Origin of the sequence: Chryseobacterium sp. CH25 (assembly GCF_004119455.1) — a bacterium.
GTDB lineage: Bacteria > Bacteroidota > Bacteroidia > Flavobacteriales > Weeksellaceae > Chryseobacterium.
In genome coordinates this window covers 103312-124950 of the sequence record NZ_NRQT01000009.1, presented here as the reverse complement: position 1 = coordinate 124950, position 21639 = coordinate 103312, and the positions used below count along the sequence as shown (strand labels likewise).

15 protein-coding genes and 1 tRNA gene are annotated in these 21639 nt (G+C 33.8%); 7 read left to right on the top strand and 9 right to left on the bottom strand.

Translation table 11 applies throughout. The annotated features are described in order from the left end of the window. The first annotated feature begins 65 nt into the window (after positions 1–65). Together BOQ64_RS18490 and BOQ64_RS18485 are read left to right on the top strand one after the other, a co-directional pair. Positions 66–3050 carry a two-component regulator propeller domain-containing protein gene (locus tag BOQ64_RS18490; protein ID WP_129057208.1) on the top strand — a complete coding sequence of 995 codons (2985 nt, stop codon included), beginning with the start codon at positions 66–68 and terminating at the stop codon, positions 3048–3050. Beyond that, entirely contained in the window at positions 3043–3681 is a 639-nt protein-coding gene (locus tag BOQ64_RS18485) for a response regulator transcription factor (RefSeq protein ID WP_129057207.1), read from the top strand. The genes BOQ64_RS18490 and BOQ64_RS18485 overlap by 8 nt, the downstream gene beginning before the upstream one ends. Before the next feature lie 115 nt (positions 3682–3796). Here the strand turns inward: BOQ64_RS18485 and BOQ64_RS18480 are convergent, their stop codons facing one another. The 4 genes from BOQ64_RS18480 to BOQ64_RS18465 form a co-directional block, all read right to left on the bottom strand. Continuing rightward, the gene (locus BOQ64_RS18480; protein ID WP_129057206.1) at positions 3797–4477 is read right to left on the bottom strand and encodes a hypothetical protein; all 681 of its coding nucleotides are present in this window, start codon (positions 4475–4477) and stop codon (positions 3797–3799) included. Between the two features lie 44 nt (positions 4478–4521). Beyond that, positions 4522–4932, bottom strand: coding sequence for a hypothetical protein (locus BOQ64_RS18475; RefSeq protein WP_129057205.1), 411 nt, complete (start codon positions 4930–4932; stop codon positions 4522–4524). Between the two features lie 586 nt (positions 4933–5518). Beyond that, positions 5519–6022 carry an ankyrin repeat domain-containing protein gene (locus BOQ64_RS18470; RefSeq protein ID WP_129057204.1) on the bottom strand — a complete coding sequence of 168 codons (504 nt, stop codon included), beginning with the start codon at positions 6020–6022 and terminating at the stop codon, positions 5519–5521. Between the two features lie 5 nt (positions 6023–6027). Further along, a complete protein-coding gene (locus BOQ64_RS18465; protein ID WP_164975845.1) occupies positions 6028–7551 on the bottom strand; it encodes a catalase in 1524 nt (507 codons plus the stop codon). Positions 7552–8374: 823 nt separating this feature from the next. Between BOQ64_RS18465 and BOQ64_RS18460 the strand changes: the two genes are divergently transcribed. From BOQ64_RS18460 to BOQ64_RS18450, 3 genes are all read left to right on the top strand, one after another. Beyond that, positions 8375–11362, top strand: a complete 2988-nt coding sequence (locus BOQ64_RS18460) for a two-component regulator propeller domain-containing protein (protein WP_129057202.1) — start codon at positions 8375–8377, stop codon at positions 11360–11362. After that, on the top strand, positions 11355–11993 hold the full coding sequence (locus BOQ64_RS18455; protein WP_129057201.1) for a response regulator transcription factor: 639 nt from the start codon (positions 11355–11357) through the stop codon (positions 11991–11993). Before BOQ64_RS18460 ends, BOQ64_RS18455 begins: the two co-directional genes overlap by 8 nt. A gap of 512 nt (positions 11994–12505) precedes the next feature. Further along, positions 12506–13348, top strand: a complete 843-nt coding sequence (locus tag BOQ64_RS18450) for a M12 family metallopeptidase (protein ID WP_129057200.1) — start codon at positions 12506–12508, stop codon at positions 13346–13348. Between the two features lie 196 nt (positions 13349–13544). Here the strand turns inward: BOQ64_RS18450 and BOQ64_RS23210 are convergent, their stop codons facing one another. From BOQ64_RS23210 to BOQ64_RS18430, 5 genes are all read right to left on the bottom strand, one after another. Then, positions 13545–13718 (bottom strand): bacteriocin-like protein, encoded by a 174-nt coding sequence (locus tag BOQ64_RS23210; RefSeq protein WP_410494461.1) that lies wholly within the window; start codon positions 13716–13718, stop codon positions 13545–13547. Between the two features lie 168 nt (positions 13719–13886). Continuing rightward, a tRNA-Arg gene (locus BOQ64_RS18445) sits at positions 13887–13958 on the bottom strand. A gap of 74 nt (positions 13959–14032) precedes the next feature. Beyond that, positions 14033–15811, bottom strand: coding sequence for a TonB-dependent receptor (locus BOQ64_RS18440; RefSeq protein ID WP_129057199.1), 1779 nt, complete (start codon positions 15809–15811; stop codon positions 14033–14035). Positions 15812–15844: 33 nt separating this feature from the next. After that, a complete protein-coding gene (locus BOQ64_RS18435) occupies positions 15845–16333 on the bottom strand; it encodes a hypothetical protein (protein ID WP_129057198.1) in 489 nt (162 codons plus the stop codon). Positions 16334–16336: 3 nt separating this feature from the next. After that, positions 16337–19300: a tetratricopeptide repeat protein gene (locus BOQ64_RS18430; RefSeq protein ID WP_129059786.1), complete on the bottom strand. Its 2964-nt coding sequence runs from the start codon at positions 19298–19300 to the stop codon at positions 16337–16339. A 421-nt stretch (positions 19301–19721) separates the two neighbouring features. Between BOQ64_RS18430 and BOQ64_RS24615 the strand changes: the two genes are divergently transcribed. Both BOQ64_RS24615 and BOQ64_RS18425 read left to right on the top strand, forming a co-directional pair. Beyond that, on the top strand, positions 19722–19847 hold the full coding sequence (locus BOQ64_RS24615; RefSeq protein ID WP_262708775.1) for a hypothetical protein: 126 nt from the start codon (positions 19722–19724) through the stop codon (positions 19845–19847). 56 nt (positions 19848–19903) lie between these two features. Further along, the gene (locus tag BOQ64_RS18425) at positions 19904–21574 is read left to right on the top strand and encodes an APC family permease (RefSeq protein ID WP_129057197.1); all 1671 of its coding nucleotides are present in this window, start codon (positions 19904–19906) and stop codon (positions 21572–21574) included. Positions 21575–21639: the final 65 nt, after the last annotated feature.

Genomic DNA, 21639 nt, shown 5'->3' with positions numbered 1-21639 from the left:
TTATATTTATAATAATAATTAAATACATTAATCATAAAGTTAAAAATCAATTACAATCTATAACAATGTATTTTAAAGCACTTCTATTCCTGATGTTAGTCTGGTTACAATTCTGTTATAGCCAACAAACCGCTTCTGTATGGTATGACACCGATAACGGACTTCCTCAAAACAGTGTAAAAGATATCGTTAAAGATAAATACGGGTTTATATGGCTGAGTACAGAAAACGGATTAGTACGTTATGATGGAAATAATTTTGTAAGCTACAATCAACTTAATCTTAAAAATAACAGGTTCTCAGTATTTTTTGGGAGCATAGAAAAGGACTCTATTTATAATTTCACAGCCTATTCTGAAAATATTGTTCTATTATCCAAAAGAAACGTAAGCGTTTTAAGCAAGCAAGCCAATTACGCCAAAAAGGTATTAAAAGAAAACCAATCCTATGAATTATTCGTAAAAAATGAAACCCCGGAAAAGATGGATCGTAAAAACTTCTTTCTTTATTTTAATAAGAATAATTTTTATCATCTTTTTAATACCGGAACAATACAATATAATGGCAAAAAAACGATACCAGTACATGACGATTATGATATTTCGAATACATTCTGCCTGGAACAGAATATTTTTATTGTCTCAAAAGCATTAAAGAAGATCATCAAAATCTCATCTGGAAACGTTAGCTATGTAGATGCCCCTGAAGCTTTCTTCCAAAAGAATATTAAAATATACTGGAGCCAAATTAACAATCAATGCTTTATCATTCATAATAATACGCTATATAAAGTTTCTTTTCAGCATAATACCATTGGCTTGAAAAAACTGATCAATTATGACCTTAATGAGAACTCTCTGGCTTCCATTTACCATGATGAAGCAAATAATAAACTATATCTGGGAACTTTATCTGATGGATTGAATGTCATCAAATTTAATAATTTTCATATCGTTAACAAGTCTGATAAATCTTATGAAAATATTTTTTATGCTCAGCTCCCTTTTGAAAACAATAACGTAATCACCTCTTCAGGAGATGTTTATAATGATAACGAACTTATAAAACAATATCATTTCAATACTTCCAGCAAATATTTTCTCATATATGATGATCAGAAAAATATTATTGTTCAGAATGACCGTTCACTACTTCGGTTCTTCAGTAATTCCGGGTATACGAAAAAAGAACATTTATATTTCAAAAAAACACCGTCTTATGCATGGAATCTGAATGGCCATTATATTATTGTTTTTCACGGACCTTCGCTAAGATCTCAACTTGTTTTCTATCAAGATGACAGCTTTACCACTCCTCTCTTCCAGTTCGCTATTCCCAATATTGTAACTACTGTACATCAATATGATCATGATAAATGGATGGTAGGAACAAGGGATGCTTTATACATCATAGAAACCTCTTCCCACACACTCAGAAAGATATCCAACAAACCCATCAATATCAGAGAAATTCTAAAAACAAAAGATGGAAATTTCTGGATCATGACTCAGGGAAACGGTTTTTTTCTTTATAAAAATGGACAACTGATCAAAATGCCTGAAGACAAAGATGGCTATCTTTTATTTTCTCATACCATTCGGGAAGATCAGAACGGATTTTTCTGGATCAGCACCAATAATGGTTTATTCAAAGTACTGAAAAATAATCTTCTCAGCTACTCCAAAGATCAAAAATCTCCGGTCTATTATTACAGATACAGTAAAGAAGATGGTTTTAATACCAATGAGTTCAATGGCGGATGTTCTCCCAGTACTTCTATTCTTCCAAACGGAGATTTTGTTTTCCCATCCATGAAAGGAATGGTATTTTTTAATCCTTTAAAAATAAGAAGCTATTATCCCAAAGACTTCTTTATGGAAAGGGTTGTATTTTATGATTCCAAAAGTAATATAAAAGGAAATACCATCAATCTGGAAAATAACTTCTATAAAGCATTGATTCTAATAGATGTACCCTACTATGCCAACAGAGCCAATCTTGTGATTGAAGCCCAACTGAAAGGCTCCAACAATGAAAAATGGGAAAAAGTAAACAGTGATGGCAAATATTATATATCAAACCTGGAACCGGGACAGTATCAGCTTCTGGTAAGAGTATTAACTTCTCCAAAAGGAGATTATACTTACAGAACACTCAATATCAATGTAAAACACCTGTTCTACCAGACCCTTTTATTTAATTTTTTTATAGCCTTAATCCTGTTTATCACCATATTAAAATTAGTCAAGTTAAGGATAAAAAGACAGGAGATGAAAAAGAGAGAGCTTGAAAAGATCATTGAAATAAGGACTCAGAAATTATTAAAAACCGTTTCAAAACTTGAATACACCAAAGAACAGTTACGAAAAGAAAGTGTACAGCAGAAAAAACTATTAGAAACCATAAGCCATGACATCATCACTCCTGTAAAGTTCTTGTCGATTACCGCTAAGAAACTATATGAAACCGATGAACACGATCATTATATACAAAAAAAATACTTTGAAAGCTTTTATAAATCTTCTATAGAGTTCTACAACTTTGTTAAAACCTTAAAAGAGTATGCCGAAATCTATAATATTCCAGAAAAAAATGAAGTTTACAATCTTTTTGAAGTTGTTGAAAATAAAAGAATACTTTTTGAAGTAGCAGCCAGGGAACAAAACACACGCATTATCAATAATGTGAAAGACCCTACTGAGTCTAATATCAATCAGAATGTTATAGCAGTTATCATCCATAACTTAATAGACAATGCAATAAAGAATACCACCGATGGGATCATAGAACTTTCTACCATTGAAGATGAGCATATCTTTTTCCTCGAAGTAAGAGATACGGGACAAGGCATGAGCCAGGAACAGATGAAATATTATGAAAAGCTTCAGGATAATATAGAAAATGAAAAACTCGTCCTCCAAAAATACAGCCTAGGATTACACCTTATTCTTCAGTTACTCATGATGATTAACGGAAAAATAGAATTTAAAAATAATACGCCTAAAGGAACCATTGTTTCCATTAAAATAAAAAAACAAAAATATGGATAGAAAAATCATTATTGCAGATGATCATTTTGTAGTAAGATTAGGAACTACTCTTATCCTGGAATCTCATTACAAAGATGTAAAAATCTCATGTGCAGAATCTTATACAGATCTCACCAATCAGCTTCATGCAGAACAATTTGATTTGTTGATTCTGGATATCAATATGCCGGAAAGCAAGTATCTGAGCATGATTGGTGAATTAAAAGAAATACAGCCAAGCCTTAAAATCTTAGTATTTTCAGTGTATGATAATGATATTGCCGCACAATACATTATTGAAGGAGCAGACGGATACATCAATAAACTATCGGATGAAAACAATATTCTGGAAGCGGTACAGCAAATCCTGGAAACAGGAACCTATTATTCCCAAGAGATTGTAAAAAAACTGGTTTCTTCAGCTAAAAAGGATACTCCTATTAATCCTCTTGAAATTTTATCGGAAAGGGAAAAAGAAATATTCGACTTACTGGTTAAAGGCTATGGAAATATTGAGATTTCAAATGAACTCAACCTTCATCTGTCAACAGTGAGCACCTACAAAGCAAGAGTTTATAAAAAACTGAATATTAAGAATGCGGTTGATCTTGTGAGACTGGCAGATAAAAATCAGGGGTATCCGAAGAGTTAATAAAAATGATGTAAAAATGACCAATCATTATCCATATTTTCAACTTTTAAAACATAAAAAAAACGGAATAATATATTCCGTTTTCAATCATCTGTATTCTATAAGAATCGTAAAGTTATTTATACCTTTTTGATTTATTCTTTTTCTGTAATTGATCAGTTAGCTTAAGAAGCGTATCAATTTGTTTCTTTTGCAGATCAATCTGCTTTTGTTGCTCTATAATATGCAGATACAATTCTTCTACTTTTTCCAACGTTTGGGTAGATAATTTGGTAAGGTCAAAAGAATATCCATTTTCTGTTTTTTCCAATTCCTTAATAGAAGTTACTCCAGGCAAGTGTTTATTTTGCTGAATAAACTTCTCTGTATCATATATACTGGAAAATGTGTAGTTGGAATTAATATCTGATGTTCCATCAAAATACTGATCAAATACGTAATCCGGATAAGTAGCCGCAGCCGTTTTAATACTTCCGTTCACGCTTAATTTTTCAGAGCCAAAAGTAGGTTCAGTACTATATCCTACTGCTAGATTTTTTATAGTCGTCACGTTCCCTGCTGGAGAAATCTTCATTTGTGTCTGTCCTAAAGCACCAGCACTGGGTGTTGTTGTAAATTCAATTCCGGTAGGAGCAACTGTATTCGCCGTTCCTAAAGAAAGAAAAGTACTGTTTCCTGCAGCCTTAATCTGTGCAGCAGAGTTGGTATCACAAAATATAAATAAGGAATATCCTCCTCCATTAGAAAACCCCATTGATGTTCTTGTTCCTGTACCAGAATCCTGAACAATACCCAAACCACTGCTATTATTAATGGTTGTAGTCTGCTGATTTATAAATTTTAAATCTTTACCATTTGAGTAACAGTTCTGGTACTGGTAAGCGTACCATCTGCATTATAAAGATTATTATAGATCAGTTTTTGCCATACCGCACCATCGAAATAATAATATCCAATACCATCAATATTAAGCCTTGGTCCTGCATTATCACCTGCTGATATATCAGTAATATATATCAGTGCTCCCTTCTGATTAGTTCCATACAGCCCATTTCCTTTAGCAGAAAGTTCAGCTCTGGTAAGTCTTGGTGCTTGAAGTCCATCAATGTCGGTAGCTCCAAGTTTTCCATGAACATCCAATGTAGAATTAGGGGTTGTAGTATCAATCCCAACTCCAGCGGTCTGTGCAAAAACACTTGCAGAGGCAATCAAAAAAACTGCTGTTAGTAAAGTTGTTAAATTTTTTCTCATTGTCTTAAATTTTAGTATTTTAAAAGTGAAAAATATTAGAAGAGAAATAGATATGATTTACAGATCCTATCTGTACCTGATAATATTAAGCAAGGCAAAAACACCCTCCTTACCGAAGGAGACTCAACGAAAAATATAGAAAATATGGTTTAAGAATAAACAATTAAGCAGAATCTAATTCTTTACAAAAGGCAATTATGCCCAGTATAAAAACAGGTTCTATCAAATTAATTTTTGTTACTCCTTATAGGATTTAAATAATTTTTTTATCTGTATTTTTATCATTGCCGGCTAGATAATTCTTCTATTTCTTACGTATTGAATTAATTAACTTTTAACGGTACAAATTTAGAACATGAAATGTGAAAATTAAATTTATACCTGTAAAAACAAACCGTCATTCATATAGTATTTTGTCCTGCTGATGTAGTTAAAAAATTACAAGAAATATTGTTGCTAATAGAAAAAAAATAACTAAGTCCTGACGTTTTACTTCTAGAAAACAGAAAATCCCTCTTGTCAAATTGGTAAGAGGGATTATTATTGAAAATCGGAAAACAATCTAATTATTCATGATGATGAATCATCATTGAAGTAGTTTTACCGCTTCTTCATTATTCTGCATCTGAGCATGCTGCAAGGCTGTATTTCCTCTATTATCCTTAGCATTCTTATCGGCTCCATTTTGTAAGAGCAATTCGATGATTTCCGTTTTACCGAAAACAGCAGCATAAATGAGAGCAGTGGCATCATTATAATTCTTTGTATTAACATCCGCTTTATAGGAAATCAATAATGGGATCATTTCTTTATATCCTTTAAATGTAGCTCCCATTAATGCGGTATTACCACTCTGATCCTGCAGATCAGGCTGAGCTCCATTTTCGAGCAGCCATTTTGCTACTGTATAATGATTATGATATACAGCGAGAATAAGAGGAGTATATCCTTCGGTATTTTTAGAATTAATCTCTTTTTTAAACTTAGAAATTTCTTCTATATTTCCTGTCTTTGCATAAGAAAACACATCCTGTGCATTCGTCTTACAGATGGCCAAAAATATAATGATGGCAGAGATGAAGTATTTCATGATTCTTATTTTGAGGACAATAAAGATTCCAGTTGCTGACGGTCCATTTTAACATATTGAGCCAGTCGTTTTCCATACTCAGCATCTGCCTGATAGAAGTAAGAAATCATTTTAGCCACTACTTTTTTATTCTCTACGCTATTTAAAGCACTTCCCAGATTCTTAATCAGATTATCCTGATCTTTTTTAGAGAAGGATCTGTAAAGTTCTCCGGCTTGTTTAAAGTTATTTTCCTTATCTATTTTAGCCTGTACGGTAGATGTACCTGCAGGAAAAACAGTTTGAGAATATTTGAATTTTTTATTATCAGTTACCTCAGGTTTTGCTGCTGACGGCTGATAGTTCACCTCTCCATTTTGAGTTCTCATAGACATGTAGCCGTTTTGGTTGTAGGTCATTACATCATTTTTTGATGCATTAACCGGTAACTGCTGGAAGTTTCCACCAATTCTGTGTCTCTGAGTATCAAAATAAGAGAAAAGTCTTCCCTGTAATAACTTATCTTCTGATGGCTCAATTCCCGGAACAAGAGTACCTGGCGAGAAAGCAGCCTGTTCAATCTGCTGGAAATAATTTGTTGGGTTTTGATTAAGAGTCATCGTTCCCACCTTAACAGATTTTGCAATAGATTCCGGCCATACTTTAGTTACGTCAACAGGATTGAAATCAAGTTTTTCAAAATCATCTTTTTTCAGCATCTGTACATATAAATCCCATTTTGGAAAGTTTTTAGTCTGGATAGAAGTATACAGATCTCTGGTAGCATGCTCAATTTGTGTGGATTGAATTTTATCTGCTTCTTCCTGGGTAAGATTTCTCTCTCCCTGTTTGGGTACCCATTTATATTTCACATAAGTAACTTCTCCTTTGGCATTAACCCATTTAAAGGCATGAACTCCATTCCCCTGCATTTCCCTGTAATTGGCAGGAATTCCGTAATCAGAAAACAACCAGGTCAACATATGAGTAGATTCCGGAATATTGGACATAAAATCAAATACACGGTTATTATCGGATGCATTATTAGTAACCGGAGAAGGTTTAAATGCATGTACCATATCCGGAAACTTGATTGCATCTCTAATGAAAAACACTGGCAGATTGTTTCCTACCAAATCATAATTTCCCTGGTCCGTATAAAACTTAACAGCAAAACCTCTTGGATCTCTAAAAGTCTCCGGAGATCCCTGCTGATGCACTACTGTAGAAAACCTTACTAATAAAGGAGTCTTTTTTCCCGCTTTTGATAGAAAATCGGCCATTGTAACATCAGAAAAATCAGCATCCGCAACAAATTCCCCGAAAGCTCCAGCCCCTCTGGCATGTACTACCCTTTCCGGAATTCTCTCCCTGTCAAATGCCGCCAACTTTTCAATCAAATGAATATCTTCTAATAAAACCGGACCGTTATTCCCTACTGTTTTAGAATTCTGATTATCCCCAACAGGACTTCCTGTGTTAGTTGTCAGTTGTTGCGAAAAGACTGTAGAAGTAATAAGAACCCCAGCTAAAAACACACTTTTTTTCATAATTTTTTATTTATAGTGGGGCAAATATAGAAAGATGACCTCTGGGTTCCATGGCAATAGATTCAATCCTGAAAATTTACAAAATCTATCAATAAAAATTTATCAATAGATTCCATCTACTATATTTTTAATAATAAGAATTCTAAAACAGTCAACCAAAAATAAACATGACAATTAAAATTGCCATTGATGTAGTTTTATAACTACAGCTTTAATCCTTCATTTTACTTAAGATTTATATAATTTTACCGAATTAAAACATGAAGGAAAAAAACAGGCAATAACCCTAATAATTAAAAAAACACACTAGAATAATTTCGTTTAAGAGAATAATCATCATTAATATTTCATATTAACATAACCGCTAAAAGTAGAGAAATCGAATATAAATAGTAGTTATTAAAGATAGGTCTACCCGGCTTATCTTTTTTTGAAATATAACAATCAGATGATATAAAAAACGGATATTTCAAAACAAAAAACACTCCATATACTCTTTGTATGAAACAAAAAGCTATTTCACCCATTGTCCTTGATATTTTGACTGTGTACAACCCATCTTTCCAATCACCTTAAGATCAAGCAATAACAAAAACCTCGCAGTCATTAAGTACTATTGGCTTTGGAGCATGTTCAACAATAACATTGCTTCTCTTCTATATTCTGAAGCAGATAACAAGTAGGTAAAGAAACCTTCAATCATTTACATAGATGGTCATTCTCAATCCAACTTCCTTCAGTTCAAAATGATATCTGACAATCCAGCCGGCTGTCAGATACGGTGACTTTAATCTATTATCTGATAAGCATATTTATTATTAAAATGTTTTATAAAACACTTCTAATTTTATTCTTCATAAACATTCAATTTTTTAATAGCCAGCAAGCTGCTGTATGGTATGATACCAATAACGGACTTCCACAAAACAGTGTAAAAGACATCATTAAAGATAACTACGGATTTATCTGGCTGAGTACAGAAAATGGATTGGTACGTTATGATGGATATAATTTTGTAACCTATAATCACCTCAAACTCAAAAACAACAGGTTTACTTCTTTTTTTGGAAACAGGAAGAAAGACTCTATTTATAATATCACTGCTTATAATGAAAATACAGTATTAATTTCCAAGAGAAATATAAGCAGCTTAAACCGACCAACAAACTGTTTACGAAAAGTGCTGCATGAAAGTAAATCACATGCCATTTTTACAAAAAACGGAATACTGGAGAGCCTTGATAACAAAGATTTTTTCATCTATTTCGATAAGAATAATTATTATCATTTACTGAACGATGCCACCGTCCAGTACAAGGATCATAAAATTGAAACCCTGAAGAACCTCCGTAAAGATTATATATTAGATACTTTTTGCTTTGATCAGAATATTTTCATTATTTCCAGGGTGCTGAAAAAAGTTATTAAAATCAGCAATGCAAAAATAACGTACCTGGATGCTCCTGACATTTTCTTTAACAAAGATATTACGGTGTATTGGAGCCAGATCAATAATCAGTCTTTTATTATCCGGGATCATAGCTTGTATAAAATATTTTACGAGCATAATACCCTTAGCATCAAAAAAATAGCAGAATATGATTTTAACAGAAATTCTCTCTCTTCTATTTATCATGATGAGACCAATAATAAACTATATCTGGGAACTTTATCTGATGGATTGAATATTATCAAGTTTAATAATTTCCATATTGTTAACAAGTCTGATAAATCTTATGAAAATATCTTTTATGCTCAGCTTCCTTTTGAAAACAACAGCGTAATTACTCCTTCAGGAGATGTTTACAATGACAGTAAACTGATAAAACAATATCATTTCAATACCTCTAATAAGTACTTCCTGTTATATGATAATCAGAAAAATATCATTGTTCAGGATGACCGTTCACTGCTTCGGTTCTTCAGCAATTCCGGGTATACGAAAAAAGAACATTTATATTTCAAAAAAACACCGTCTTATGCATGGAATCTTAATGGACATTATATTATTGTTTTTCATGATCCTTCGCTAAAATCTCAGCTTGTTTTCTATCAAGATGACAGCTTTACTACTCCTATTTCCCAGTTTGCAATCCCTAACGTTGTAACTACTGTACACCAATATGATCATGATAAATGGATGGTAGGAACAAGGGATGCTTTATATATCATAGAAACCTCTTCCCATATACTCAGAAAGATCTCAATCAAGTCTGTAAATATCAGAGAAATTCTAAAAACAAAAGATGGAAATTTCTGGATCATGACTCAGGGAAACGGTTTTTTTCTTTATAAAAATGGACAGCTCATCAAAATGCCTGAAGACAAAGATGGTTATCTTTTATTTTCTCACACCATACGGGAAGATCAAAACGGATTTTTCTGGATCAGCACCAATAATGGCTTATTCAAAGTACTGAAAAACAACCTCCTCAGCTATTCCAAAAATCAAAAATCCCCGGTTTATTATTACAGATACAGTAAAGAAGATGGCTTTAACACCAATGAGTTCAATGGCGGATGTTCCCCCAGTACTTCTATTCTTCCAAACGGAGATTTTGTTTTCCCATCCATGAAAGGAATGGTATTTTTTAATCCTTTAAAAATAAGAAGCTATTATCCCAAAGATTTCTTTATGGAAAGGGTTGTATTTTATGACTCCAAAAGCAGTATAAAAGGAAATACCATCAACCTTGAAAACAATTTCTATAAAGCACTGATTCTAATAGATGTACCCTACTATGCCAACAGAGCCAATCTTGTGATTGAAGCCCAACTGAAAGGTTCCAATAATGAAAAATGGGAAAAGGTAAGCAGTGATGGTAAATATTATATCTCAAACCTGGAACCGGGACAGTATCAACTTTTGGTAAGGGTATTAACCTCTCCCAAAGGAGATTATGTTTACAGAACCCTCAATATTAATGTACAACATCTGTTCTATCAAATATTCATCGTTAAGCTGTTCTTAGTTTTATTTCTCTCTATCATAACATTAAAGCTGGTCAGATTAAGAATAAAAAGACAGCAACTAAAAAAGAAGGAACTTGAGAAGATTATTGAAATAAGAACTCAGAAATTATCAAAAACCGTTTCAAAACTTGAATACACCAAAGAACAGCTAAGAAAAGAAAGTGTACAGCAGAAAAAACTGCTGGAGACCATAAGTCATGATATTATCACACCTGTAAAGTTCCTGTCGATTACTGCCAAGAAACTATATGAAACTGATGAACACGATCATTATATACAAAAAAAGCATTTTGAAAGCTTTTATAAATCTTCTATAGAGTTCTACAATTTCGTTAAAACCTTAAAAGAGTATGCGGAAATCTATAATATTCCTGAAAAAAATGAACCATACAATCTTTTTGAGATCATTGACAATAAAATAACTCTTTTTGAAGTAGCAGCAAGGGAGCAGAATACACGCATTATCAATAACGTGAAAGACCCTACTGAATCCAATATTAATCATAATGTCATAGCAGTTATCATCCATAACTTAATAGACAATGCCATAAAAAACACCACCGATGGGATCATAGAACTTTCTACCATTGAAGATGAGCATATCTTTTTTCTGGAAGTAAGAGATACAGGGCAAGGCATGAGCCAGGAGCAGATGAAATATTATGAAAAGCTTCAGGATAATATAGAAAATGAAAAGCTCGTCCTGCAAAAATACAGCTTAGGATTACACCTTATTCTTCAGTTACTTATGATGATTAACGGAAAAATAGAATTTAAAAATAATACGCCTAAAGGAACCGTTGTTTCCATTAAAATAAAAAAACAAAAATATGGATAGAAAAATCATTATTGCAGATGATCATTTTGTAGTAAGATTAGGAACGACTCTTATCCTGGAATCTCATTACAAAGATGTAAAGATTTCATGTGCAGAATCTTATACAGATCTCACCAATCAGCTTCATGCAGAACAATTTGATTTGTTGATTCTGGATATCAATATGCCGGAAAGCAAGTATCTGAGCATGATTGGTGAAATAAAAGAAATACAGCCCAGCCTTAAAATTTTAGTGTTTTCAGTGTATGATCATGATATTGCCGCACAATACATCATTGAAGGAGCAGATGGATACATTAATAAATTATCGGATGAAAACAATATCCTGGAAGCCGTACAGCAAATCCTGGAAACAGGAACCTATTATTCCCAAGAAATCGTGAGAAAACTCGTTTCTTCTGCTAAAAAAGATACCCCTATTAACCCTCTTGAAATATTATCGGAAAGAGAAAAAGAAATATTCGATTTACTGGTTACAGGGTATGGAAATATTGAAATTTCAAATGAACTCAACCTTCACCTCTCAACAGTGAGCACTTATAAAGCAAGAGTTTATAAAAAACTGAACATCAAGAATACTGTTGACCTTGTCAGATTGGGGGATAAAAATCAAGTCCATAAATGTAAATAGTCTCATAAAATCAGCCTGCTTTTTGCTAGCAATTCTATGAGGTTTCTAGAATTTTTTAAATGATAAACCGAAAATCTTTACCATAATAAAAATCATCAGGATTTAATCACCAATATTGAATGCATTTTCCCTATAAAATTCGTCTGAAAAACACAAAACATATTTGCACTTAAATCACTATTTTTTGATTATTTAAGAATTATACATCAATAAAAAGGGATTTAATATATGTTTTTCATATCCAAAATACCAAAAAAACCACTTAATATATAAAACAAAAACACTGATATGAATCAATATCTCATTAAAATTAAAAAGTCACACATTTTAAGAATTCCTTTATAGAAGAGCCATTACAGCAAGTGTAGTACCTGTGTAGACACACCTTCATCTTAATTTACAAAAAAAGAAAGCGGGAACTTCAATTTTTATTAATAGTTTTAATTCACACAGAATAGATTATTTTTTTTCTGTGTTCAATAAAACCACTAATCAAAATAAAAACCAACGTTATGGAACTACACAAGAAGATCTTATTAGGATCATTTATTTCAATGGCTTTAGTATCATGTAACACTACAAATGACAGTGTAGATGAAAAAGCCCCTCAGGAGCAGCAATCACTTTCAGGATTACTGGCAATCCCTCAAGGAGATATCCCTGCCGGCTTTGAAAATACACAGATGTGTAAAGATGTTTATCTTCCAGGAGAAGATACAGCTCCAGGAGCAGCTTCAAAAGGAGCTGTTATTACCAGCAAAAAATGGACAAATGGCAGCGTTATCACTGTAGGTCTTTACGGTGGCAGCACCTATGTTCGCAATAAGGTAATACAATATGCCAAAGAATGGTCCAAATATGCCAATATTACTTTTAATTTTGTTACAACTGGAACACCACAGATTCGTGTGACATTTACATCCGGTGCCGGATCTTATTCATATATTGGAAAAGATGCTCTTAGTATAGCTTCTAATAAAGAAACCATGAACTTCGGCTGGTTTAATGATTCAACAAGTGATACTGAATTCAGCAGAACTGTTATTCATGAATTCGGTCACGCTCTTGGAATGATCCACGAACACCAGCATCCTCTAGCTGCTATTCCATGGGATAAGCCAAAAGTATATGCTTATTATGCAGGAGCTCCAAACTACTGGACTCAGGCTCAGGTAGACAACAACCTTTTTGCAAAATATTCAACTTCGCAAACACAGTATAGTGCTTATGATACACAGTCTATTATGCATTACAGTATCAGCTCAACGCTAACTACAAACGGATTCAGTGTTGGCAGCAATACAGTTTTATCTCCAACAGATAAGCAGTTTATTGCAACGGTTTATCCAAAATAAGACACCCACTTATCTTAATATAAGTCTACTTTGTAAATCGGGGTAGACTTTTCCTGCTTATAATTAACACAAAAAAGAGTTGTTAATAGGCTCAAAGTCTGGAGACTTTGCGGCAGTGATGTAAAAAACAAAAACCCTCTCAAAGAGAAGGCTTAATTGTATATTTTATAAACTGATATTCTGTATAAGATATCAATTACATAGGTCCGGTTACAGGAACACATCCACAAACGCAATCCCAAATACCCTGATCAGGATCACATACGTAAATAGAGTCACATCTATAGATATAGCCTACTCTACAATAAACAGGCCCCGCACCCTTGATTGATTTCATACTGTCTCGTGTAATTCTTTTTAGATTTTTCATAGTTATTTATTAATTATTAGTTTTTTAGAACATTTTGTTCTTATCCAAATATAATTAAATAAAACTAATCACCAAATGCTTATGAAATTTTATACTAATGAAGGTAATCTATGCTCTATTGGGGCATTATAATGAAAACAAAAAAAGCCCCTAAAAAAGGAGCTTTTGTGACCGCAGAAGGATTCGAACCCTCACTGTCGGAGCCGAAATCCGAAGTTCTATCCATTAAACTATGCAGCCGTATTCATGAGGAATAAATGATAAGTAATGAGTAATTCTTCAATTACTTATCATTCATTGCTTATTGCTTATGATTAGAAAGTAATCTTCACACCACCCAGAATCTGTGGACCTAAGACTTTATAAGCCTTGTAAGTCTGATATTTTGAGCTCAGAAGGTTATTTCCGAGTGCGAAAATACTGAAATTTTTGTGAATTTTATACTCTGCTGAAAGATTTAAATCCGCATAACCACCAACTTTATCGTTCGTATTTTCTAATGAACGGTAAATCATCCCATTAGGAGCTGAAGCATCTGCAATTCCTTCAATTGAAAAAGAGTTGGTAGTTCTGTCGCTTGCAAAAATCCCTTTGAAACCTAGTAATAACTTCTTGTCAAGCATTGTATATTTAGCACCAATACTTGCATTCACTAAAGGAACGTTGTAGATATTATCATAGTTCTTCAAATTATACTTTGTAAACCTTACTTCCCCGTCAATCATTAAGTTTTCTAATGGGAAATACTGTACGCTACCTTTAATATCGCTTACATTTCCGTCATCGTAGATCGCAGAGAATGTGTTCGCATAGTCATAAGCAGCACGGTTAAGGGTGTAATTGTTATCAAAAAGAGGGTTTGCTTTAAAGAACATGATGTCTCTCATCTTTCCAAAACCTGCAGAGAAGTCATATTTCAACGTTTCATCAATATCTCCTCTTAATCCTACGTAAAAGTGATATTTTGTTTCTGTAGGCTTTAAATACTGGTCAGAAAGCGCATAAGGATTCTCCTGAAGAAGATCTCCGTAAGTGTTAAGCTTAAGTCCACCGTCTACCCCACCGTAGAATTTAAATTCTTTGGCAGCAGCCACCTGGAACTCAGCTTGCGGGAACCAATATGTTTTATTGTTCTTCACCTGATCCATCAGTCTGTTTGAGTTCTTAGCATTCAGGAAAGAAAACCCTGATCCTACCATCAAATAAGACTCCCCTTTTCTGAAAGTTACTTTTGGTGTTAAATTCGTATTAAAGAAATTGGAAGAATTTTTATCTACCATTTCAAAATCGGTTTTCACCGCTTCTAAACCTACTCCTAAATCAGCATTCAGGTTGATTCCTGATTTCCCAAGTTCAACAGCATGCTTAGAGAAGTTAGCCAAAATGGAAACCTGGTTTTCCTGAGCATCGAAATGATCTTTAAGGAATGATGATTTTACTCTTACGTCATTCAGAATTTCGTTAGAATAGAAATCATAGTAACCATTTACTTTGAACTGATTCACTTTCTGCTTCAGATCAACATCAGCATTGGGCGTCAGCGCATAGATTCCATAATAGTTATAATTATTCAATCCATATTCAGCATTGATATTGAATTTACCTTTATCTCCATAAGAATTAAGGAAAGCCCCTATCGTTGCAGAAGTCTGCTTGGATTTCCAGTCGTAATCGTTTTTAAGACCGCTTGTAGAAAGCAAATGAACATCTGCTCCCACCTCAAATTTATTTTCAAGGGTCTTGGAAACATTTCCATCCAACAGAATTTTACCATAATTCCCCATTCCGAACTGGACATAGTTGTTCTGAGCCGTTCCGTCAAATTTCGGAGCTACATCCTCTCCCTGAATCGTAGACGTTTTAAAGTCTGAAACCGCAGGAACGTCTGTAATGGTATATTTTACAGGATTCTGGGATTTCTCTTCCGGCGGATAATTTTTAATAGTTTCCACGGAAGTCTTCTTTTTCTCGATCTTCTTTACCTCCGGCTCTCTCTTTTTGTTAAGAACCAGTTTCTCCTCCTTGATCTGGGAAAACGCGAACTGCGAAACCCCTAAAAATATTATGGATAATAATTGAATTTTCTTGTTCATATTTTCTTTATTTGAAAAAAATATATATTGGGTTTATTTATTAGAAGCCATATAACTCCCTAATAAAGCTTTCCCCGATTGTTTTGAAAAAGTTCTGCCTACCCTGAATATATTAAACAGCCAAAGGCTTTGATAAACTTTTAATTGATATTGATAATTTTTCGTTGTACTGTTTTCAGTTACATCATAACGATAAGAAATATCATAAGGAAACCCGGAAGGCAACAAACCGACAGTAATCATACTTCCAATCATCGGATTCCCACATGAAGGAGTACGTGTTTCCATAGGATGCAGTGTTATTTTTGCTGCATTGGTACTGTCTTCCACAATTTCATAGATATCAGAATGTTTTAAAATATTAAACTCTCTTTCTAATTCTTTATTCACCACAAAAGCCTTTTGCCTTGTAAAGTTCACTTTTGCCCTATTATATTCTTTAGGAGTGGCGCTATACGAAGGAATACAGCTGGATAGTGAAACAGAAATTAAAAAAGAATATGTTACTAATTTAAACATCATGCTTTATTTCTTAATCTGTTTTTTAACTTCTTTCGCTTCTGCTACGATGTCCGGGAAGCTCTTATAGTTCGCAATAATCTGGTCACATGTATAACTTGCCTGGTAGTTGTCTTTCAGTCCAATATAGTTTTTAGCCATCATTACCAATGCTTTAGCTCCCCAATACTCTTCAGAAGCATAATTATTAGCAAGTTTAAAGATGGTTTCATTGGAAGATTTGAATGCCTTTCCTTTATTCTGATAGTAAGCTTTTGCATACAAAGCTTCTGCAGCTACCGAAGTATTGGATGATTTTTCAAGAGCACTATAAGCTGTCTGAGCATCTTTATCTTTTCCTGAATTCATCAGACTTCTTGCCTTGATTACTTTCGCAGTTTCAATAACTGCCGCAGAGTTTTTAGAGTTGGCAATAACGGCATTGGCTAATTTTTCTGCTTCAGAAAAGTTCTTCTCATCTGCATATAGCTTCATTAACTCAACATTTGCATAGTTCTTAATGCTGATATTGGAAGAGTTTTTAATGCCTTCAAGATATTTCTTGGCTTCAGCTGTATTCCCCTGTGCAATAAAGATTTGTGCTAAACGGGTTTGAGCATCATCCTGATAATCATTCTGAACACCTGCTACCTCCTGTAAAACAAGTAAAGCTTTTGTTGTATTATTAGTTTGATAATAACTTTCTCCCAATTCATATTTAGCCTGATAAAGGCCTTCTCCTGTTGGATTCTGCGTTAGGTATTTCTCATAGTAAGAAATTGCATTTTTATAATCTTTCTTCGCGAAATTCTGTTTTCCGGTAGATAGGTTGATTTCATCAATTTCAGAAGCATCAACATTTACACCTATACTTCTTGCAAAACTTTCGTAGCCTGAAACATCCCCATTTTTCGTAAAGATAGGCTTGGATGCCTGAACAATCTTCTGAGCGTATGCTGTATTTTTATACTGCTCTCCCAATGATTTCAGTTCAGAAAGGGCTTTATCATTCTGGTTCTGATCAATATAATTCTGCGCTCTGTAAATGGAAGCATTAGCGATAAGGTCTTTGTCTGATGAAGTTTTGATAACTTTTCCAAAATAATCATTGGAATTGGCAAAATCATCCTGAGCAGCATAAGCTGTACCTATTTCGTATTGAGCATCATCATAATATTCAGAATCCGGATATTTCGATAATAAGTTTTTCAGATTGGTAATCTTCGCCTGAGTATCTCCTTTAAACCCTAAAGCCATTGCTTTTTGGTATACCGTGTAGTCTGTGGCGTCTGCATTTTTATCGTAGATCGCAATCGCTTCATTCAGATCATTATTTGCATAGTGAATATCTGCCAGACGAAGTTCTGCATCATTTTTAAATTCAGGTTTAGGATTTGTCAGATACTGTTTAAAATAAGTAGCAGCCTGATCGAATTTCTTAGCTTTAAAATAAGCATATCCTAAATCATAAGGTAGCTGTTGTTTTTCAGGGAAGTTTTCGTTCAGAAGTTTTTCATAACGAACAATAGCAGACGGATAATTTCCTTTCTGATAATATACCTGAGCAAGCCAGTATAAAGCTCTGCTGTTAAATTCTTTATTGATATTAAATCCTAAGCTTCTTAAGAAATACTTTTCAGCTTCGTCATAATTCCCTTTATTAAATTCTTCTGTTCCCAGTAAATAAGAAACTTCCTGATCTACTTTATTGATTTCAGGTGTTGAGCCTTGTAATCTGTCAATAGCATTCAGCGTTTCTTTATAGTTTCCGGAATACAGATATGATTTCACCAATAATGATCTCATTTCTGAAGCATTCGATGCATTCTGGTTATCATTGATATAGTTCTGTAGAACTGTAGATGGATTTTCAAACGGGTTTCCAATGTCGTATCCAAGTTTAGCATACTGTTCGTGAGCTAACTTTTTCACTTTCGCATCATAATCCATCTGATAAGAAGAACGGAATGCAGAAAGGGCTTCCTGTTTTTTATCTACAGCTAAATAAGCATTTCCAAGTTGATAATAGGCATTCTGTGCTAATGCTGAATTACTGTTCACAAGCTGGTTATAATAAGAAACGGCTTCGTCATATTTCTTCAGCTGAGCCGCTACAAATCCCATCTCATAAAGATCATTTTCGGATGGATTCTGCTGTACATTCAGATAATCTTTCAAATGAGGATATGCTGAATTATAATCCCCTTTCATGAAATAACTTTCTCCAATAATCTTGTGTACTTCCGCTTTATAGGATTCTGAAATATTCTCGTTCAATAAAGCATTTCCTTCAGAGATTGCTTTATCATAATTCTTATCATTATAATACATCTGTACATAATACGGACGTACAAGCTTTGAAAATTTGTCCTGATCTTTTACAGAATCGAAATACTGAAATGCCTTATCATTTTGCCCGTTACTGTAATACAGATGGCCAAGCATATAGGCTATATTTCCTTTTTGAGACTCATCTGCTGTTTTATAAGCTTCCTCCAGAGCATCAGTAGCCCCTTTAGAATCTCCCATCATGAACTTAGCATAGCCCAGCTTCATAATATATTGGGTATTCTCTTCTTTTGAAAGCTGATATTGGTTTACTTTTTTCAAAGTTTCCAATGCTTTGTCAAAATCCTTTTTTGCCAGATAATAATCTGCTAAAGGAAGGTTGGCCTGAGCAAAATAGGCAGAATTAGGATATTCTTTCATGAAAGCTGTCAATCCCTCTTCAGCATGATTTTTCTGAAGAATCACACCAATTACATTATCAAAAAACTGAGCCGCCTCCTTCTTTGAACGTGACAAATTCTGATTGTAGAAATATTGTCTTGCGTATTCGTATTGGGAGGCGTTGTATATTTTAGTCTGATAAAGATTTTCAGCTAGATTGAATCTGTAATTTTCTTTCTGTGTAAAATATTGGGACTGTTGAGCGTCGGAAATTCCGAAATAGATGACCGCAGCCGCTAAAAGTATTTTTTTTGATTTCATTCTTCTTGATATAAGAAAATTAGTCTAAATAAGTTAACGAAAATATTAAAAACTTATTGTTTAAGCAAGTTTTAGCAGATTTAATACTGTAATCAGGATATTCACAACAGTAAAAAATATTTCACTATTGATTGATAAAAACTCTTACTTCAGTCTGATAAAAATGTAAACAATTTTAGCTATCAGTTATCAGAAATACATTCTGAACTGATACTTTTTCAACAGCAGCTAAAAACATACCATAAATGCACTGTAATATGAAATTTAAGATACTTTTAGCATTAATTTTTATGAACCTCCAGCAGGTATAAAAAATTCTACTTCCAGAAAACAGTAGTTACAGATACTCTTATTTTGGAAAAACAGATGCTCATACTGGCAGCTCAATTACGGAACAGGTAAAAATGTAAGTGATAAAACCATGAAGGATACAGGGAAACCAATGGAGATAAAATGGTATAATGACAGCTATATGGAAATGCCTGTTTATAAAGACTTAATGCTTTTCGTTAAGTATTTTTACCTAAATGTTCTTAACGACTGTTAACATCAAAATAAAAAATCATTACATTTGTTTTTTTCAAATCAAATATAGTTTATTGAATGAGTCAACTTTTTAGAAGGAAAGTCTATTCGGATACAGATACTTCAACAGGACTTTTAAGAGTTTTAGGTGTATGGGACATCGTATTTTTTGGTATTGCGGCGATTATAGGAGCAGGGAGCTTCAGCAGTTTGGGAGAAGCCGTTTTCAGAGGTGGCCCGGGAGTGATCCTTCTCTATTTGATTTGCGGCTTTGCCTGTGGTTTTACCGCGTTGTGCTATGCTGAATTTGCCAGCAGAATTCCTACAGCAGGTTCTGCCTACACGTATGCTTATGCCAGTTTCGGGGAATTAATTGCCTGGATCATCGGCTGGGCTCTGATTATGGAATATTCTTTCGGAAATATTTATGTAGCTTTTTCATGGTCTGATTATTTCACCAGCTTTTTAGGACGTCTGGGAATGCATATCCCTGATTATCTTACCTGCAGTTATACGGAAGCCAGTAAAGCAATAATGAACGGTTCAGAAAACAAAGAATTAATCAACGCATGGAATACAGCTCCACTGATTGGAAGTCTTAAGTTTATTGTAGATGTTCCAGCTTTGGTCATCAATGGATTAATTACCTGGCTTTGTTATGTAGGGGTAAAAGAGAGTAAAAACTTCAATAACTCATTGGTTATTTTAAAGTTAGGGGTAATCCTACTGGTAATTTTGGTAGGTTTCGCTTATATCAATACAGATAACTGGACACCGATAAGTCCTGTAACAGGATCTCCATCTTTTATGCCTAATGGCTTTACAGGAGTAATGAGTGCTGTTTCAGGGGTTTTCTTTGCCTATATTGGTTTTGATGCCTTAAGTGTACTTTCTGAAGAAACAAAGGATCCTCAAAAGACATTACCAAAAGGGATGATTATCTCTCTTGTATTATGTACAGTGATCTATATTGCCCTTACTCTTGTATTAACGGGAATGGTAGATTACAGAAAATTTGATGGTGTGGGAGACCCGCTTTCTTTCATCTTTGAAAAAACAAATGCAAATGTGGCCTGGATGGAACTGATTGTTTCTTTTGTGGCAATTGTTGCTATCACTACTGTTTTATTGGTATTCCAGATGGGACAGCCAAGAATCTGGTATGCGATGAGCCGTGATGGTTTGATGCCTCAAAAATTCCTTAAAATCCACCCAAAATACAAAACACCTTCTTTTGCAACCATCGTTACAGGGATTGTGGTAGGGATTCCTATCTTATTTACAGATAAAACTTTCATCCTTGATTTTACCAGTATCGGAACGATCTTCGCCTTTGTATTGGTATGTGCAGGAGTTTTAGTGCTTCCGGCTAAGGAAAAAATCAAAGGTAGATTCCACCTTCCTTATATCAACGGTAAGATTATTTTCCCTGTTATCTTCATTGGTGGACTGATTGCTTTCTACTATTGGCAGCCTGAGTTTTTCCAAACGCTTATGAATTGGAGCGATCCTAAGGATGGAGAATTCAGAGCATCTATTTTCTTTTTTATTCTGATCAACCTGATCTTATGTGGGGTTGCTTTCATCAAGAACCTTTCTCTTATTCCATTAATAGGATTAAGCTCATGTTTATACCTTCTTACCGGAATGAGCCATGAGAACTGGTTCTGGTTCGGAATGTGGTTTATTATAGGTTTAGTGATCTATTTTGGATACGGTTATAAAAACAGTAAACTGAATAAAGCTTAACAGCAATATATAAAACATTAAAAAAAGGCAAAATAGCAGACTAAGCTATTTTGCCTTTTCTTTTT

What these genes read in the sequence shown, in the direction of transcription:
- BOQ64_RS18440 (WP_129057199.1), bottom strand. Translation starts at nt 15,811, where the DNA reads ATGAACAAGAAAATTCAATTATTATCCATAATATTTTTAGGGGTTTCG.
- BOQ64_RS18455 (WP_129057201.1), top strand. Translation starts at nt 11,355, where the DNA reads ATGGATAGAAAAATCATTATTGCAGATGATCATTTTGTAGTAAGATTA.
- BOQ64_RS23210 (WP_410494461.1), bottom strand. Translation starts at nt 13,718, where the DNA reads ATGAAAAATCTAAAAAGAATTACACGAGACAGTATGAAATCAATCAAG.
- BOQ64_RS18465 (WP_164975845.1), bottom strand. Translation starts at nt 7,551, where the DNA reads ATGAAAAAAAGTGTGTTTTTAGCTGGGGTTCTTATTACTTCTACAGTC.
- BOQ64_RS18490 (WP_129057208.1), top strand. Translation starts at nt 66, where the DNA reads ATGTATTTTAAAGCACTTCTATTCCTGATGTTAGTCTGGTTACAATTC.
- BOQ64_RS18435 (WP_129057198.1), bottom strand. Translation starts at nt 16,333, where the DNA reads ATGATGTTTAAATTAGTAACATATTCTTTTTTAATTTCTGTTTCACTA.
- BOQ64_RS24615 (WP_262708775.1), top strand. Translation starts at nt 19,722, where the DNA reads ATGAAGGATACAGGGAAACCAATGGAGATAAAATGGTATAATGACAGC.
- BOQ64_RS18430 (WP_129059786.1), bottom strand. Translation starts at nt 19,300, where the DNA reads ATGAAATCAAAAAAAATACTTTTAGCGGCTGCGGTCATCTATTTCGGA.
- BOQ64_RS18485 (WP_129057207.1), top strand. Translation starts at nt 3,043, where the DNA reads ATGGATAGAAAAATCATTATTGCAGATGATCATTTTGTAGTAAGATTA.
- BOQ64_RS18450 (WP_129057200.1), top strand. Translation starts at nt 12,506, where the DNA reads ATGGAACTACACAAGAAGATCTTATTAGGATCATTTATTTCAATGGCT.
- BOQ64_RS18475 (WP_129057205.1), bottom strand. Translation starts at nt 4,932, where the DNA reads ATGAGAAAAAATTTAACAACTTTACTAACAGCAGTTTTTTTGATTGCC.
- BOQ64_RS18460 (WP_129057202.1), top strand. Translation starts at nt 8,375, where the DNA reads ATGTTTTATAAAACACTTCTAATTTTATTCTTCATAAACATTCAATTT.
- BOQ64_RS18470 (WP_129057204.1), bottom strand. Translation starts at nt 6,022, where the DNA reads ATGAAATACTTCATCTCTGCCATCATTATATTTTTGGCCATCTGTAAG.
- BOQ64_RS18425 (WP_129057197.1), top strand. Translation starts at nt 19,904, where the DNA reads ATGAGTCAACTTTTTAGAAGGAAAGTCTATTCGGATACAGATACTTCA.